We start from the raw sequence: 14,846 nt of genomic DNA, 5'->3' as shown, positions 1-14,846 counted from the left end.
TCTGGGATGGCGGCCTGGAGACCCCTGATATCTGCCGGTGTGGCCCCTCATCGTCCGAAACCATGCCGTTCCCGAAGGACAAACCGGCCACACTGGCGGATACTCACTTCAGACGCAGCCTGCTACCGCCGTATCACCGGATTAGAAATCTTCCCGATTCCCTCAATCTCAACCTCAACACGATCCCCCGGATGCACCGGCACCGAGTCAGTTGGAGTCCCAGTGAGGATCACGTCCCCAGGCAACAGGGTAAAACAATGGGAAACAAACGAAACTAACTCCCGCACCGGGAAGATCATGTCCGCAGTATTGCCCTGCTGAATCGGGGTTCCATCAACCCTGGTTGTGATCTGCAGACTGTCAATATCTAGCTCCGGGTCAACCGTAATCCACGGACCAAGCGGACACGAGGAATCAAACCCTTTTCCGCGAGTAAATTGCCCATCCTTACGCTGCTTGTCGCGCGCACTCACATCATTTCCAACGGTGTACCCAAAAACAATGTCATCAACTCGGTCGACAGGAACATCCTTAGCAAGAGTCTTCACCACCACCGCAAGCTCACCCTCCGGCTCAATATGATTCGACCAAGCCGGATAAATAATCGGATCCTCCGGACCAGTAACCGAAGTATTTGGCTTGATAAAGATGACCGGCTCATCGGGAATGTTCTCCGGCGCGTGGGTCGGCCAGTTACGCGCCGCCGCAACCACCTTCGAACGAGGAATCACAGGGGCCAAGAGCCTGATCTCGTCTAGCTCAAAAACCTCTCCCGACGGTTCGATCGGAGAGAACATCGGGTCGCCCCTCAACACGAACACTCGATTCGAGTCGTCCTTGAGCAAACCGAACTTCGGGGAGTCACCATCTGAGAATCGCACGATACGCATGTCACCAGCTTAGTCATGGGATGATCAGGGTATGAAGGCTTCCCTGAACGAAATCCTGGATTCCCTTGAAGACCAAGGCGCGCTCGGTGACACCGATGAACTTCTTGATGCCTTCGCAAGCTGGGCGGATTCGACTGGCAGACCGCTGTATCCACACCAGGAAGACTCCCTGGTCGAACTTCTCTCAGGCAATCACGTAATCGCCCAGACACCGACCGGATCGGGCAAGTCGATGATCGCGCTGGCGGCCCACTTTATCTCGCTGGCTCGAGGTGGCAGGTCCTACTACTCCGCGCCACTCAAGGCCCTGGTGTCTGAGAAGTTTTTCGACCTGGTTGACGTTTTCGGTGCCGCCAACGTCGGCCTGGTCACCGGAGATGTGTCGCTAAACGCCGAGGCGCCGATTATCTGCTGCACCGCCGAGATTCTGGCGAACCAGGCACTTCGCGAAGGCTCTTCCCTTGACGCCGATACCGTGGTTATGGATGAGTTCCATTTCTACGCCGACCCACAAAGAGGCTGGGCTTGGCAGGTGCCGATAATCGAACTGTCAAAACCACAGTTCGTCCTACTTTCGGCAACGCTTGGTGACACCGCGGCAATCGCGGCCGATCTGGAAGAACGAACGGGACGTGAGGTCGCAGTAATCAGCGATGCCAAACGCCCCATCCCCCTCGAGTTCGACTACCTGGTTGATCCGCTACCAACGGTTGTCGAAAGACTGATTGACGAGGGAAGAACGCCGGTCTATATCGTTCACTTCACCCAGGCCGATGCTGTCAAAACCGCTGTCGATCTGGCCCGCACGGTTCCGATCACAATCCGCGACAAGGACCAACTCAAGCGCGAACTACAGGGCCAGAAACTCGACCGTGGTTTCGGCAAGCAACTGCGCGAGCTACTGCTAAAGGGCGTCGGCGTCCATCACGCAGGAATGCTCCCTCGCTATCGCCGTCTGGTCGAGCGCCTCACTCAAAAGGGCCTACTCTCCGTCGTCTGCGGTACTGACACCCTCGGCGTCGGAATCAACGTTCCGATCAGAACCGTCCTCTTTACCTCCCTTGTGAAATACGATGGCCGCCGAACTCGACATCTGAGCGCGCGCGAGTTCCATCAGATTGCGGGCCGCGCCGGGCGTCCGGGCTTTGATGATGAGGGCTCCGTGCGCGTGCTCGGAACTGAGGAAGAAATTGAGTCGGTGAAGCGCCGCGCAAAGATGACGGCTGCGCAGGAAGAAGGAGACGCCGCAAAGCAACGAAAGCTCCAGAAGCGCGCCGCAAAGTTGGGGGGAAAGTCGCAAAAAGGGAGCGGCGGAAGGGACAAGACTGTCTCGTGGAACCGTTCGACGTTCGATCGTCTGGTGGCCGCAGAACCCGAGATGCTCGTGCCACGCTTCCAGACCAGCCACTCTATGTTTCTCAACGTTCTCCACGGCAAAGATGACCCCGAGGAAAGACTGCTCCGACTTGCCAAGGAGGCGGCGAACACAGATCGTGAAGCCAACCCCGCTCTCGATCCTGGACGCAATGCCTATCTGCGCCAGTTCGGAGATATCTATCGCTCGCTATTGCAGGCGGGCCTCATTGAGCGGGTGAGCAACGATGAGGGCTCGAAGTTACGCGTCGTTCGTGATCTCCCAGACGACTTTGCTCTCAACCAACCACTCACCCCGTTTGCCCTGGCCGCTCTGGACCTCCTTGACCCCGAATCCGCCGACTTCAGCATGGACATTATCTCCGTCATCGAATCGGTGATGGAGGACCCATCTGCAGTTCTCTACGCCCAGCAGCGAAAGGCACGTGACATCGCATTCGCCGCTATGCGGGAAGAAGGACTGGAGTATGAGGAAAGACGTGACCGTATCGATGCCGTCACCTGGCCCCAACCGCTCAGCGAGTTGATAACCCCTGCATTCCATACTTTCGCCATCACGAATCCTTGGGTGAGGGGACGTGAGCCCTCACCCAAGCGGATTGTTCGGGAGATGGTTGAGGAGGGCCTGACGTTCTCCCAATTTGTCGCCAAATATGACCTGACCAGAAGCGAAGGAGTGCTGCTCCGCTATCTCTCAGATACCTATAGAGCGTTACGTCAGGTTCTCCCGGACTCCTACAAAACGGATCAAATCGATCAGGTTACCGACTGGCTTCGTGAACTTCTTGGTTCAGTGGATACCTCGCTACTTGCCGAGTGGGAAGGTTTGATGTCCGGGCAGTCTCGCCCGTCCTCGTCCGCAGAGGCCGAAGACGAGACTGCTTTCGGCGCCGACGAAAGCGGGCAGGTCCTCTTTGTCCGCAACCCTCACGCAATGGTTCGGGCAATACGAAATGAAACATTCGCTCGAGTGGAGCTTCTCGCACGCGACGCGTTCGAGGCGCTCGCTGAGAGAGAAGTAGAGTTTTTCCCCGGTGAAGCAACACAAAACAGTGATTTCACAGACTCCACGCAATGGGAAACCCTACTCGGAACCTACTGGGACGAGTATGACCGAATCGGTATTGGACCGGAAGCCCGCGCGGCCGACCTCTTCTCCCTCGCGCAGCATCCCGACGAAACTGAACTACTGCTCGCCCTGAGACTCGCGGATGCCTCAGCTATCCCGCTCACAGCGGAGGGCGACCGCGACTGGATTCTGGTCCGCCAGGCGATCCTTGATCCGGAAGACGAAGGTAACTGGCAACTGGTGCTGTTGGTAGACCGCGCGGCGACAACAAGGCAGAACCGACCGGTCCTTAGGACGGGAGCGTTCCGTTCGCTCTAGGTAATCGATCCCAAGGGTTTCAACGGTCGTGGACGGTCAGGGAGCGTAAGACCGGCTGGTTGACCTGTGTGAGCCCGAGTTTGCCAATCAGATAGGGGCCTTTTCACGCCCGAAACCCGGCGTGTCGCGCCCCTATCTGATTGGCAAACCGGAAGAGGGTTACGGAACTCTATGGACCCATTCAGGGGTGCTGAACTTGGTTTCGACACGCTGGCGTGCGACCTCTAAGTCGTCCTCCGTGATGCTCCCAGGCTGAGCGTCGTACTTTTCCGCGAACACCCGGATGAACTCGTCGATGATGTCTTCCCGTGGCATGCCCGTTTGTGATCGCATTGGATCGACCCGCTTAACCGCTGATCTAAGCCCCTTATCGCGAACCTTTTCACGCCCGATTCGCAAACATTCCATCATCTTCTGGGCATCAATATCGTACGAGGAAGTCATGTGGTGCATTGTGTACCCGTTGGCAAACCGTTTCTGAGCCGCACCGCCAATCTTTCCTGCGGGCGAGGCAATATCATTCAGTGGGACATACTTCGCCTCGATTCCGACCTTGCGAAGCGCCTCCATAGTCCACTGATCGAGGAAGGCGTAGGAGTCTTGGAAACTCATTCCCTCGACAAGGGCCGTTGGTACCACAACAGAGTAGGTAATGCAGTTTCCGGGTTCCATGAACATGGCACCGCCACCGGAGACTCGACGTGAAACGGTGATCCCGTGTCTGTCGACGCCCGCCTGATCAATCTCGTTCTCATATGACTGGAACGAACCAATCACGATCTGGGGACTGTCCCACTCCCAGATTCGCATGAACGGCTTGCGCCTTCCCGCGGCGACATCCTCGACCAAGGTCTCATCCATGGCAACGTTAATGACCGGCGAAACGAACGGACCGTGGATCACCTCAAGGTCGAGATCATCCCAGTCAACCGCTCCCCCAACCGCGCGGCGAAAAGCAGTCGCGATGCCCGAGGGGGTGAGTCCAAACAGGACATCGGCCGGTTCGAGAGTCTCTTCCAAAAGCCCTGCAACGTGGCTAGCAGATGCGTCTAGAGGAAGTCCTTTCAGCGCTGCTTCTAGGCGGATAATAACCCCGTCCGGCTCAGCAAAGAAGTCCCCTGCGATCCGGGCGCTACCGACGTAATCCCCATCAGGCTCAACATCGACAACGACTAGTTTCTGGCCCTGTTCTTTGTACTCACCGTGCATACGTACGAGGTTACGCCAGTCCAACGATCGTATGCTCGGACGCACAGTCGGTGCTAGCCGCGAGCGAACTAGACTTGCCCAGAAGCAGGCAACACCACCTAGAGGAGGCAGCATGGCTCGCCGACTTCGGTCCGCAACCTCAACCGCCGGCAGGAACATGGCTGGAGCACGCTCACTTTGGCGTGCCACCGGAATGACCGATAGCGACTTTGGCAAGCCGATTATCGCGGTCGTAAACTCGTTCACCGAGTTCGTCCCCGGCCACGTTCACCTTCGGAACATGGGCAAGCTGGTCGCTGACTCGATCAAAGAGGCCGGTGGAGTCGCCAAAGAATTCAACACCATTGCAGTTGATGACGGAATCGCAATGGGGCATGGCGGCATGCTCTACTCGCTCCCCTCGCGCGAGCTGATTGCCGACTCAGTCGAATACATGGTTGAGGCACACTGCGCCGATGCCATGGTTTGCATTTCAAACTGTGACAAGATCACCCCCGGAATGCTGATCGCTGCGATGCGGCTGAACATTCCCGCTATTTTCGTCTCGGGTGGCCCGATGGAGGCTGGAAAGAACCTCCCCGAAGACGCGATTATAGGTGGATCAAAGACCGGTCACGGGAACCTCATCACAGTCATGAATGCAACGGCCGACGACTCTATCAGCGACGATGAGTTGCTTCAGCTTGAGAAACTGGCTTGCCCGACCTGTGGTTCCTGTTCCGGCATGTTCACCGCGAACTCCATGAACTGTTTGACTGAGGCTCTTGGCCTGTCTCTGCCTGGCAACGGTTCTACCCTTGCAACCCATGTGGCCCGCAAGGAGCTGTTCGAGGAAGCTGGTCGCACCATCGTCGAGATGTGTCATCGCTATTATGACGAGGAGGATGACTCGGTTCTCCCCCGGAACATTGCCACGGAGGACGCCTTCTGGAACGCAATCTCCCTTGACATGGCAATGGGCGGTTCCTCGAACACGGTACTTCATATCCTCGCGGTAGCACGCGAGGGCGGCATCAAGTTCACTCTTGACACTATCGGTGAGGCGGGCGATCAGATCCCCTGCCTCTCGAAGGTTGCGCCGAACCACAACGATTACCACATGGAAGACGTCCACCGTGCGGGTGGAATCCCTGCGATTCTGGGCGAACTGGACCGCGCTGGCCTGCTGCGACACAGCGTTCATACTGTTCACTCCCCCGATATCGAATCTTGGCTGGGCAAGTGGGACATCCGCGGCGAGAATCCCTCCCCCGAAGCGATCGAACTGTTCAGTGCCGCCCCGGGAAACGTGCGGACCACGGAGGCCTTCTCCACCGACAACCGCTGGGTGGAACTCGACAAAGACGCTGCTGGCGGATGCATTCGCGATGTCGAGCACGCATACACTGCCTCCGGTGGCCTAACTGTCCTCTACGGAAATCTGGCCGAGGACGGCGCGATCGTGAAGTCCGCTGGCATCGATCCTTCCCTATTCCATTTCGAAGGCCGCGCCCGCGTCATGGAATCGCAGGAAGAGGCCATCGACCGCATCCTCGACAAGACAGTTGAGGCGGGCGACGTCGTTGTGATTAGGTACGAGGGTCCTTCGGGCGGACCCGGCATGCAGGAAATGCTCTACCCAACCTCATTCATTAAAGGCCGCGGCCTCGGCGCGAAGTGTGCGCTGATTACGGACGGTCGCTTCTCGGGCGGAACTTCGGGCATTTCAATCGGACATATCTCCCCTGAGGCGGCATCGGGTGGAACCATTGGCCTGATCGAAGACGGCGACCGTATCCTCATCGACGTCAATCAACGCAGGCTCGACCTTCTGGTTGATGACGAGGAACTGGCGAGGCGCCGCGAAGCCCAAGAAGCGCGTGAACATCCATGGACCCCAAAGAATCGCGAGCGCTGGGTCTCTCCCGCCCTTAAACTCTACGGAGCGACCGCACTCTCGGCTTCACAGGGGGCGGCTCGCGACATCTATCGCGTAGTTCCCGAATGAGAGCGGCCAATGCAGGTATTGACTGGTGTTCCTAAGCACCATGACTGGGGGTCATTCGATGCTATCCCCCGATTTCTTGGGGTGGAACCGGGTAGTGATCCGGTAGCCGAGCTTTGGTTCGGTGCCCATCCCCTGGGGGCGAGTGGGCTTCCGGATGGCTCCGATCTGAAAACACTGATCGAGTCCGATCCGGAATCTACTCTGGGGCCATCAACGCAGTTCACGTTTGGCGATGAACTTCCCTATCTGGTGAAGCTAATTGCTCCGCGGGGCGCGCTTTCGATTCAGGTTCATCCGGGACGCAGGCGGGCCGCAAGAGGATACGACGAAGAGGAGGCCGCCGGAGTCAAGTTCGACGCCTTTGAGCGCATCTTTCACGACCAGACCCACAAACCAGAGATGGTTTACGCTATCTCTGAGTTCGACGCGCTCATCGGTTTTGCAGTACGACGTCAGGCGCGTGAGCGCCTGGAGAATCTGGGCGGCAAGACCGCCTCACGTCTCTCACGCAAACTACTTCTGGCAACCGGACGAGGGATAAAGCCCGTCGTTTCATGGATTCTCGATCCGAAAGACGGTCCTGACGCGGCCGACGTGCTCGATTTCGTCAGCGCTTGCGAACGAAGAGTGAAGTTGGGTGAGTCACCAGATCTGTTCATCGACCAGGCGACAGTCAAGCTCCTGGCGCAGTTCGGCCCCGATCCAGCGATACTCATCGCATTCCTGATGAATCATGTTCACCTGGATCCGGGTGAGACAGCGTTCCTGCAAACCGGCACGGTTCACTCTTATCAGCAAGGAATCGGACTTGAGTTGATGGCCAACTCCGACAATGTCGTCCGCGCGGGTCTTACCAGCAAGCATGTTGATACTGAGTTGTTCCTCGAAATCGCTGACTTCGATGGTGTTCCGCCAACTCGCATCGCGCCGGAACACCCGATCCCCGGTATCAACCACTTCCGGTCCCCTGTCGAGGATTTTGAGCTAGTGACAGCAGAGCCAAAAGCGCCCGGTGCTAGGTCCCCTCTGCCTCTTCCTGGATCGGGACCGAGGGTGATGGTGTGTCTCAAGAATTCCGTTCGCGTCACCACGATGAAGGGCTCGGTTGAACTGCATCAGGGTGACGCTGTCTTCCTTCTGGACACGGACGGCCGTGCCGTCGCCGAGGGAGATGGAACGGTAGCAGTCTGCGGAGTCCCGTAGCCCGTCCCGTCCCCGCACCCCTCTGGCTCAGGGCCTTGCGACATCCGCCCGAACTCGCCGCCTTTACCCCGCGTTTGGTTTGCCAATCACATAGGGGACTTTTCGGCCGCGAACCGCCGCGTGTCGCCGCCCCATGTGATTGGAGATCCGCACGAGGGGCCAAATTGGGGTCCCCTAGATCCTCTTTCGGGGTTTGTTCAGGGGATTAACCCAGGCCGTCCCGGGTTGAGCGATGTAACACTTAGGCCATGCACAGAAATCCCCAGGCGCCCCAAGTCGTCTCTGCACTTGATTCGGTCAGCAAGCTTTACGGTCAGGGAGACACCGCCGTTACTGCCCTCGACAACGTCACCATCGGGTTTCGCTCAGGCGAGTTCACTACAATCATGGGGCCGTCGGGGTCCGGCAAGTCAACCCTACTGAACGCGCTCGCCGGGCTGGACTCCGTTACCTCTGGCGAGGTGGAACTCGAGGGTGTGATCCTCGGAAGTCTCTCCGATGACAAACTAACTCGCCTACGTCGTGACCGCATCGGTTTCGTGTTCCAGTCTTTCAATCTGATTCCTACCCTGGATGCACGGGACAATATCCTTCTTCCTTCGCGGCTGGCGGGAACCAAAACGGACGAGAAACTGTTTGAGATGGTCGTTGAAACCCTTGGGCTGCGCGATCGACTTCACCACCTCCCCTCTCAGCTCTCAGGGGGACAGCAACAACGCGTTGCCCTGGCTCGCGCTCTTGCAACCGGCCCGGCAGTTGTTGTCGCCGACGAACCAACAGGAAACCTTGACTCCGCCTCCACTCAGGAAGTCCTTGGCCTACTTCGCTCGGCAGTCGACGAACTAGGCCAAACGGTCATAATGGTGACCCACGACAGACACGTTGCGGAGAAATCAGACCGAGTGGTCGTCATGCGCGACGGCAAAGTCTCTGCCGACCTGTGGAAACCCACTTCCGAGCACATCGAACAGGTCGCCTGATGCGCGAGTTAGTCGCAGGAAACCTCAGACACCACGGCAGACGATACACGGCAACGATCGTTGCCGTAGCAATAGCGGTAGCCTTCGTCGCTGCCGCGCTGGTATTTGGCGGGTCGCTCAACGCGGGTGTCAAAAGCAGGGTTGCTGGTCGATACGACCAAGCAGCAGTGGTTGTGCAGAGCGACGGACCCGATGATAGCCGGAACTTAAGAGATGCCCAGAAAATCCTCGACCAAGTCCCCACGGTTGCCGGAACGTTTGTCGATCAGTCTGGGTACTACGAGGGAAAGATGGTTGGTCAGGAGAACCTCTGGTTGCACGCATCACTAGTTCCAACTCCAAAACTCGGCACCATTCCACTTTCGGACGGTGCGCTCCCCGCATCGCCAGATCAAGCAGTCGTCTCCCTCGAACTGGCGGAGCGTCTAGGCATCGGTGTAGGCGATTCCCTTGCCCTGGTTCAGGACAACTTCGTCTGTGATGACACCGGGTGTCAGGAATCCGAGGGTCCACAGACCGAAGTCAAACTAGACATTGTTGGGATCGGTGAGAAAGAGGGCGGCTCGCTCGCATACCAGGTGACTGACCTCTGGGTGACTCCCGAGGCAATGGATAAGCTGAGCCCCGGTTGGACCGGATGGGAGTTGCTTGTCGCCGGTGAGAGTTCAAAGCCATCGAAAAGCCAGCAGGACGCATTGAAAACTGACGTGATTGATGCTCTGGATTCCGCCGGTATGAACGGCGGATTCACTGAGACGGCGTACTCGGTGGTGGACCAGGAACTGGAGAGTATCAACACTAGCCAGTGGACAATGACTCTGATGTTGCTCCTCTTCCCAGTCATCGCCTCGATTGTTGCCCTAATCGTCGTCGGCACAACCTTCCAGGTGGTCTTCCGCCAACGTGAACGCGAACTAGCTTTACTGAGGACAATCGGCGCGACCGGCAAGCAAGTACGACGACTAATGCTGCTGGAATCGGCGGTCGTTGGGTTGATCGGTTCACTCATCGGAGTCCTCATCGGATGGTTTGGCGGTGCCTTAATCGCGCTTACGGCTGACGTTGTGCCCTCGTACCTAAGTGCACTCACTTCTGTCGGTTGGAGAGCATTCGCACTACTTCTGCTAGTCGGAACACTATTTACCCTGTTCGCGGGCTTCCGTCCAGCGGTCAGAGCCTCCCGCGTCCCACCGATCCGCGCTCTGGCGGGCGATACCCAAGGAATCCAGGGAGTAACGAGAAAGAGGAAGATCGTTGCCCTCGTTTCGAGTGTCATCACCGTCGGACTTGGGATTTTAACCTGGGTTCTTGCAAACGGCCCCGAGGAAGGAAAAGAAGATGCGTTTCCAATGGTCCTCTTGGCCGCAGTCGCTACCGCAGCCGCAGTAATTACGTTCGTTGCGGCGATACTACCGATAATCACAAGGATGTTCGGGTCCCTCGGCAATCGCGAGTCCTTCAAACTCGCTGCGGGTAACACCGCCAGAAACCCGGGACGCACTGCAGCGACGGGCATTGCGATCTTCATTGGGGTAACACTGATTTCGATGTTCACCCTCGGCGCGCAATCGCTTCGTGCTACCTCTCAGGCAGCCATGGATGGGAGCGCCCCGATCGACATGATGGTAAGTGGCGATTCGCAGGGACTGTCCGCCAAACAGATTAGTGAAATGAAAGCTCTCGACGGGGTCGACGCTGTCGCTGTCGAGGGCGCGTGGGTCAACGCGAAACTCCTAGATACGGGCGCGACTTGGACCGGGTACTTGCTGAACTCCACGGGCACCGAAGAAGTTGTACGAGGTGCAATCCCCAACCTCGGATCCGGACAGATAACAATGCCCTGGTGGGGCGCGGATTCCGCATCGGCGGTTGAGATATGTGCTGGAGACAAGTGCGGAACCACTGAGGGAGTGCCCGCCGGAGCTTTGGCTGATGCCGGACTGATGTTGACGACAGACGCGACTATCAAACAACTCGGCCTTGAGACCACGCCGGTTCAGGTCTGGCTGAAACTGGACAATCCTGATGACTACAAGGCAATCATCACCGAGATTGGCCTGATTGCGCCCGACGCAGCTGTGGACGGATTTGTCGCAATGCGCTCGGCAATCGATGACATCGTAAACGTCCTCGTAATGGTTGTGGTCGCCCTGCTAGCGGTCTCCGTACTGGTCGCACTAGTCGGAGTTACCAACACGCTCTCGCTCTCGGTTACTGAACGGGTCAAGGAGAACGGACTACTTCGAGCGCTCGGAATGACTAAGCGGGCCATGCGATCGATGCTTGGATGGGAGGCAGTTCTGATTAGCGGCGTTGGAGCAGTGGCCGGAATGATAGCCGGCGCGTACTTCGGGATCGTCGGGTTTACCTCGCTCCCGATTGGAGTCGAAAACCGAATTATCCAGATTCCTTGGGCCCAGTGGTTCCTGATCCTTGTGGTCGCAGTCGGTGCGGCTCTGCTGGCATCGGTGATACCGGGAAGAACCGCGGCTAGAGTCTCCCCAACGGAGGCCCTAGCGGCAGAATAGATGCGGCTACCTGAAAACGTCTCCGGTAGAGCAGAGTGACGGTACGCCTAGGGTCTTGGAAGATATCCGCAGTTCTTCTCAATGGGAGATCTAGTTCGAGTTCGCCAGGAGGTTTCTGGCGGCTTCCACTGCTTCCTGGGTTGCCTTGTACTGATGCTCTACTGCGGGGAACCTGCCATCGCGAACCTCATCCGCGTACGCCTTGATTGCCGCAGTCACTTCTTCACCCACGTTGCCGTAACGCTTCACGAACTTTGCGGTGTGTCCCTCGGTGATTCCTGCAAGATCGTGCAGGACGAGGACCTGCCCGTCCGCGGGTCCGGCCCCAATTCCTATTAGTGGGATAGAAAGATGCTGGAGCAGTAGCTCTGTCAGTTCCGACGGAACCGCTTCCACGACCAGGCAGAAGGCGCCAGCTTCCTCGACTCCCAGGGCATCCGTAATCAGGCGTTCGGCGCTCGCGGTTGTCCTTCCCTGAGCACGCAGGCCGCCAAGCGCCGTCGCCGTTTGCGGGGTTAGACCGATGTGTCCGACGACGGGAATCCCTGCGCCAACAATCGCGCGGATACGGCTGAGCCGAGCCGGGTTTCCGCCCTCTAGCTTCACCGCATCGGCTCGAGCCTCGTTTACGAAGCGGACTGCGGTCGAGACCGCCTGCTCATCCGAGACCTCAGTTGATCCGAACGGAACATCGCACACGACGAATGCCGATTCGCTCCCCCGATGAACCGCTTTCGCCAGAACCAGCATTTCATCGGTCGAGACCGCAACGGTGGAGTCGTAGCCCAGTACTACCTGTGCGCCCGAGTCCCCCACCAAGATCATGTCAACCCCAGCCCTCTCGGCGGCGCGAGCACCCGGGTAGTCGTATGCAGTGACCATGACAATGGGCTCACCGTTTGCCCGCATTTCCACAAGCCTGGGGATTGTCATCTTCGGCATTTAGTTGTCCTAGGGTTAGTACGAGGTCGTAGTTTGAAAAGCTACCCTTCAAGATACCCCGGTCGCGCCCGTGGCGTCGTGGCCCGGCGACACAAGCATCACATTGTCAATCAGGCGCACCTCGCCGACTCGGGCAGCGACAGCGCAAAGGACAGGGCCCTCAACGGCCTCGGCCGGACGAAGGGTCTCAGGATTAACAAAGGCTAGATACTCCACGTCGACGTCTGATTCGGTGAGGACGCGCAAGCCTACTGTTTCGAGCTCGCCGGTGTCAGTTTCACCATCTGCAACTGCCGCCGCGACGGTGAAAAGGGAGCGTGAGAGCGAAAGCGCCCGTAACCTATCCTCGCCCGTCAATCGTTCATTGCGGCTTGAGAGCGCCAGTCCGTCTTCGGCTCGCACGATTGGACATGTAACGATCTCAGTTGGGATTCCAAGATCGCGAACCATTCGCCTCACGACAACCACTTGCTGAGCATCCTTCTGCCCAAAGTAAGCGCTGTCCGGAAGCACCATGATCAGGAGCTTGGCGACCACCGTTGCCACACCGTCAAAGTGACCACGTCCCCGGCGAGCGCCTTCAAGGGTCTCGGAGAGGGGCCCGTTCACGCTCACAGTTGTTGCATATCCATCGGGATACATTTCGGCGGCAGAGGGAATGAATAGCAGGTCGACTCCCGCTTGCTCGGCGAGACCGGCGTCCCTTTCCTCAGCCCTCGGGTAGGCGACGAGGTCCACTGCTTCGTTGAACTGCGTCGGGTTGACGAACACTGACATGACGACAATGTCGTTTTCAGATCGCGCGGTCTTGACCAAGCTCAGGTGCCCCTCGTGCAACGCTCCCATCGTGGGGATCATGCCGACAGAAGGAACCCTATTTCGGCCTGAACCGCTCTTGTCGGTAAACGCTTCGGACAGCTCAGCGAGCGCTTCATGTAACTCGGCAACTGTGCGAACAGTCTTCAAAGTACCCCCTCCGCCACCTGCGGTCCCAGTTCCCAGTCACGCCGCCCCCCGGTTTTCCAATCAGATAGGAGGTCGACACGCCGCATTTTACGGCGGAAAAGTCCCCTATCTGATTGGCAACCCGGAAGAAGATCGAGGGGAACCGGGCTCTAGACCAGCTGATACATCCAGTTATGACGATCCGGCACCGTTCCGTGTTGGATTCCGCTGAGTTCATCGAGGATCTCGCGCGTCAGCTGGTCGCCGCTGATCTTCACATCGAAGCCTTCTCCGGCCAACTGGCCGATTGGAACAACCACGGCGGCAGTCCCACAGGCAAACATCTCGACAACTTCGCCGCTTTCGATAGCTTCGATCAGCCATTCGAGTTCGATAGTGGTCTCGTCAACCTCGGTGCCCTTGTCAGCCAACAGTTGAATGATCGCGCCCCGGGTTCCACCCTCAAGGATCGAACCCGTCAGCTTCGGGGTCAAAACGGTTCCGTCTTTTTTGATGACAAACACGTTCATCCCGCCGAGTTCTTCCAGGTTCCGTCCAGTCTTCGGGTCCAGGTAGCAGACCTGTTCGAATCCCTTGGCAGATGCCAAACGCTGTGGAAGCAGTGATGCTGCGTAGTTTCCACCAGTCTTTGCATCACCGGTTCCGCCGGGAGCGGCGCGGCAGTACTCTCTAGTTATCCAAATGGATACGGGGGCGAGGCCACCCTTGAAGTAGGGACCTACCGGAGTTTCGATCACCACGTACTTGTAGTGCTTTGCGGGGCGCACGCCAACGAAGGACTCGTCAGCGATCATAAATGGACGCAGGTACAAACTGGAGTTCTCGGTCCCAGGAACCCAGCGCTCGTCGGCACGCACCAACTGAACCAGGGAGCCGATAAAGTCCTCGGGCGGAATCTCTGGCATCGCCAGCCGCCTGGCGGAGTGGTTCAGTCGGGCCGCATTGAAGCCGGGGCGGAAAGTCCACACACTACCATCAGCCCAACGGTAGGCCTTCATTCCCTCGAAGACTTCTTGTGCATAGTGAAGAACCGCAGCTGCGGGGGTCAGATCTAGGGGCCCATAGGGAACGACACGCTGGTCGTGCCACCCCTCCTTCTCGGACCAGTCAGCGACGGCCATATAGTCGCCGAAGTTGACCCCGAATGCCAGAGCTTCCATCGCGGTGGCATGGTCCTCATCCGAAGAAGGGTTCTCATTCACCGTTATCGGGAAGCGCTCTGCGGCAGTGTCCGGATCAGGTAGTTGCTGCGAGGCTACCTCTTTCGCAAGTTCTGTTTGATTGCCTGCCGAAGTTGCCATTCGTCGCCTCCTTCATTCAGCTGCGGGCGGGATGTCCGTAGCGCCTCTGGGCCAATCCAATCACGGATTCGGCCCTGCT

10 protein-coding genes are annotated in these 14,846 nt (G+C 58.0%); 5 read left to right on the top strand and 5 right to left on the bottom strand.

Annotated features, from left to right (window positions below; genetic code table 11):
* Positions 1-122 precede the first annotated feature (122 nt).
* A complete protein-coding gene (locus tag U6G28_06955; protein ID WRS29272.1) occupies positions 123-890 on the bottom strand; it encodes a fumarylacetoacetate hydrolase family protein in 768 nt (255 codons plus the stop codon).
* Between the two features lie 31 nt (positions 891-921).
* Between U6G28_06955 and U6G28_06950 the strand changes: the two genes are divergently transcribed.
* Entirely contained in the window at positions 922-3,651 is a 2,730-nt protein-coding gene (locus tag U6G28_06950; GenBank protein ID WRS29271.1) for a DUF3516 domain-containing protein, read from the top strand.
* 159 nt (positions 3,652-3,810) lie between these two features.
* On the opposite strand, the gene U6G28_06945 is transcribed toward U6G28_06950, so the two are convergent.
* Positions 3,811-4,860 (bottom strand): biotin/lipoate A/B protein ligase family protein, encoded by a 1,050-nt coding sequence (locus U6G28_06945; GenBank protein WRS29270.1) that lies wholly within the window; start codon positions 4,858-4,860, stop codon positions 3,811-3,813.
* A gap of 112 nt (positions 4,861-4,972) precedes the next feature.
* On the opposite strand from U6G28_06945, the gene ilvD reads away from it, so the two are divergent.
* From ilvD to U6G28_06925, 4 genes are all read left to right on the top strand, one after another.
* On the top strand, positions 4,973-6,847 hold the full coding sequence (gene ilvD / locus U6G28_06940; GenBank protein WRS29269.1) for a dihydroxy-acid dehydratase: 1,875 nt from the start codon (positions 4,973-4,975) through the stop codon (positions 6,845-6,847).
* Between the two features lie 9 nt (positions 6,848-6,856).
* On the top strand, positions 6,857-8,050 hold the full coding sequence (gene manA / locus U6G28_06935) for a mannose-6-phosphate isomerase, class I (protein WRS29268.1): 1,194 nt from the start codon (positions 6,857-6,859) through the stop codon (positions 8,048-8,050).
* A 248-nt stretch (positions 8,051-8,298) separates the two neighbouring features.
* On the top strand, positions 8,299-9,030 hold the full coding sequence (locus U6G28_06930; protein ID WRS29267.1) for an ABC transporter ATP-binding protein: 732 nt from the start codon (positions 8,299-8,301) through the stop codon (positions 9,028-9,030).
* The gene (locus U6G28_06925) at positions 9,030-11,558 is read left to right on the top strand and encodes an FtsX-like permease family protein (GenBank protein WRS29266.1); all 2,529 of its coding nucleotides are present in this window, start codon (positions 9,030-9,032) and stop codon (positions 11,556-11,558) included. Before U6G28_06930 ends, U6G28_06925 begins: the two co-directional genes overlap by 1 nt.
* 90 nt (positions 11,559-11,648) lie before the next feature.
* Here the strand turns inward: U6G28_06925 and panB are convergent, their stop codons facing one another.
* The 3 genes from panB to U6G28_06910 all read right to left on the bottom strand — a co-directional run bounded on the left by panB (position 11,649) and on the right by U6G28_06910 (position 14,767).
* Positions 11,649-12,500: a 3-methyl-2-oxobutanoate hydroxymethyltransferase gene (gene panB / locus U6G28_06920; GenBank protein WRS29265.1), complete on the bottom strand. Its 852-nt coding sequence runs from the start codon at positions 12,498-12,500 to the stop codon at positions 11,649-11,651.
* A 48-nt stretch (positions 12,501-12,548) separates the two neighbouring features.
* On the bottom strand, positions 12,549-13,466 hold the full coding sequence (gene panC / locus U6G28_06915; GenBank protein WRS29264.1) for a pantoate--beta-alanine ligase: 918 nt from the start codon (positions 13,464-13,466) through the stop codon (positions 12,549-12,551).
* Positions 13,467-13,615: 149 nt separating this feature from the next.
* Positions 13,616-14,767, bottom strand: a complete 1,152-nt coding sequence (locus U6G28_06910; GenBank protein ID WRS29263.1) for a branched-chain amino acid aminotransferase — start codon at positions 14,765-14,767, stop codon at positions 13,616-13,618.
* Between the last annotated feature and the right edge of the window lie 79 nt (positions 14,768-14,846).

Source organism: Actinomycetaceae bacterium MB13-C1-2 (assembly GCA_035621235.1).
In the GTDB taxonomy this organism is placed as follows: Bacteria; Actinomycetota; Actinomycetes; order Actinomycetales; family Actinomycetaceae; genus Scrofimicrobium.
Note: the sequence above shows the minus strand (reverse complement) of the source record. Positions and strands in the feature narration are given on the sequence as shown.

Coding starts and splice junctions, on each gene's coding strand:
- U6G28_06955 (WRS29272.1), bottom strand. CDS start 890: ATGCGTATCGTGCGATTCTCAGATGGTGACTCCCCGAAGTTCGGTTTG.
- U6G28_06950 (WRS29271.1), top strand. CDS start 922: ATGAAGGCTTCCCTGAACGAAATCCTGGATTCCCTTGAAGACCAAGGC.
- U6G28_06945 (WRS29270.1), bottom strand. CDS start 4,860: ATGCACGGTGAGTACAAAGAACAGGGCCAGAAACTAGTCGTTGTCGAT.
- ilvD (WRS29269.1), top strand. CDS start 4,973: ATGGCTCGCCGACTTCGGTCCGCAACCTCAACCGCCGGCAGGAACATG.
- manA (WRS29268.1), top strand. CDS start 6,857: ATGCAGGTATTGACTGGTGTTCCTAAGCACCATGACTGGGGGTCATTC.
- U6G28_06930 (WRS29267.1), top strand. CDS start 8,299: ATGCACAGAAATCCCCAGGCGCCCCAAGTCGTCTCTGCACTTGATTCG.
- U6G28_06925 (WRS29266.1), top strand. CDS start 9,030: ATGCGCGAGTTAGTCGCAGGAAACCTCAGACACCACGGCAGACGATAC.
- panB (WRS29265.1), bottom strand. CDS start 12,500: ATGCCGAAGATGACAATCCCCAGGCTTGTGGAAATGCGGGCAAACGGT.
- U6G28_06910 (WRS29263.1), bottom strand. CDS start 14,767: ATGGCAACTTCGGCAGGCAATCAAACAGAACTTGCGAAAGAGGTAGCC.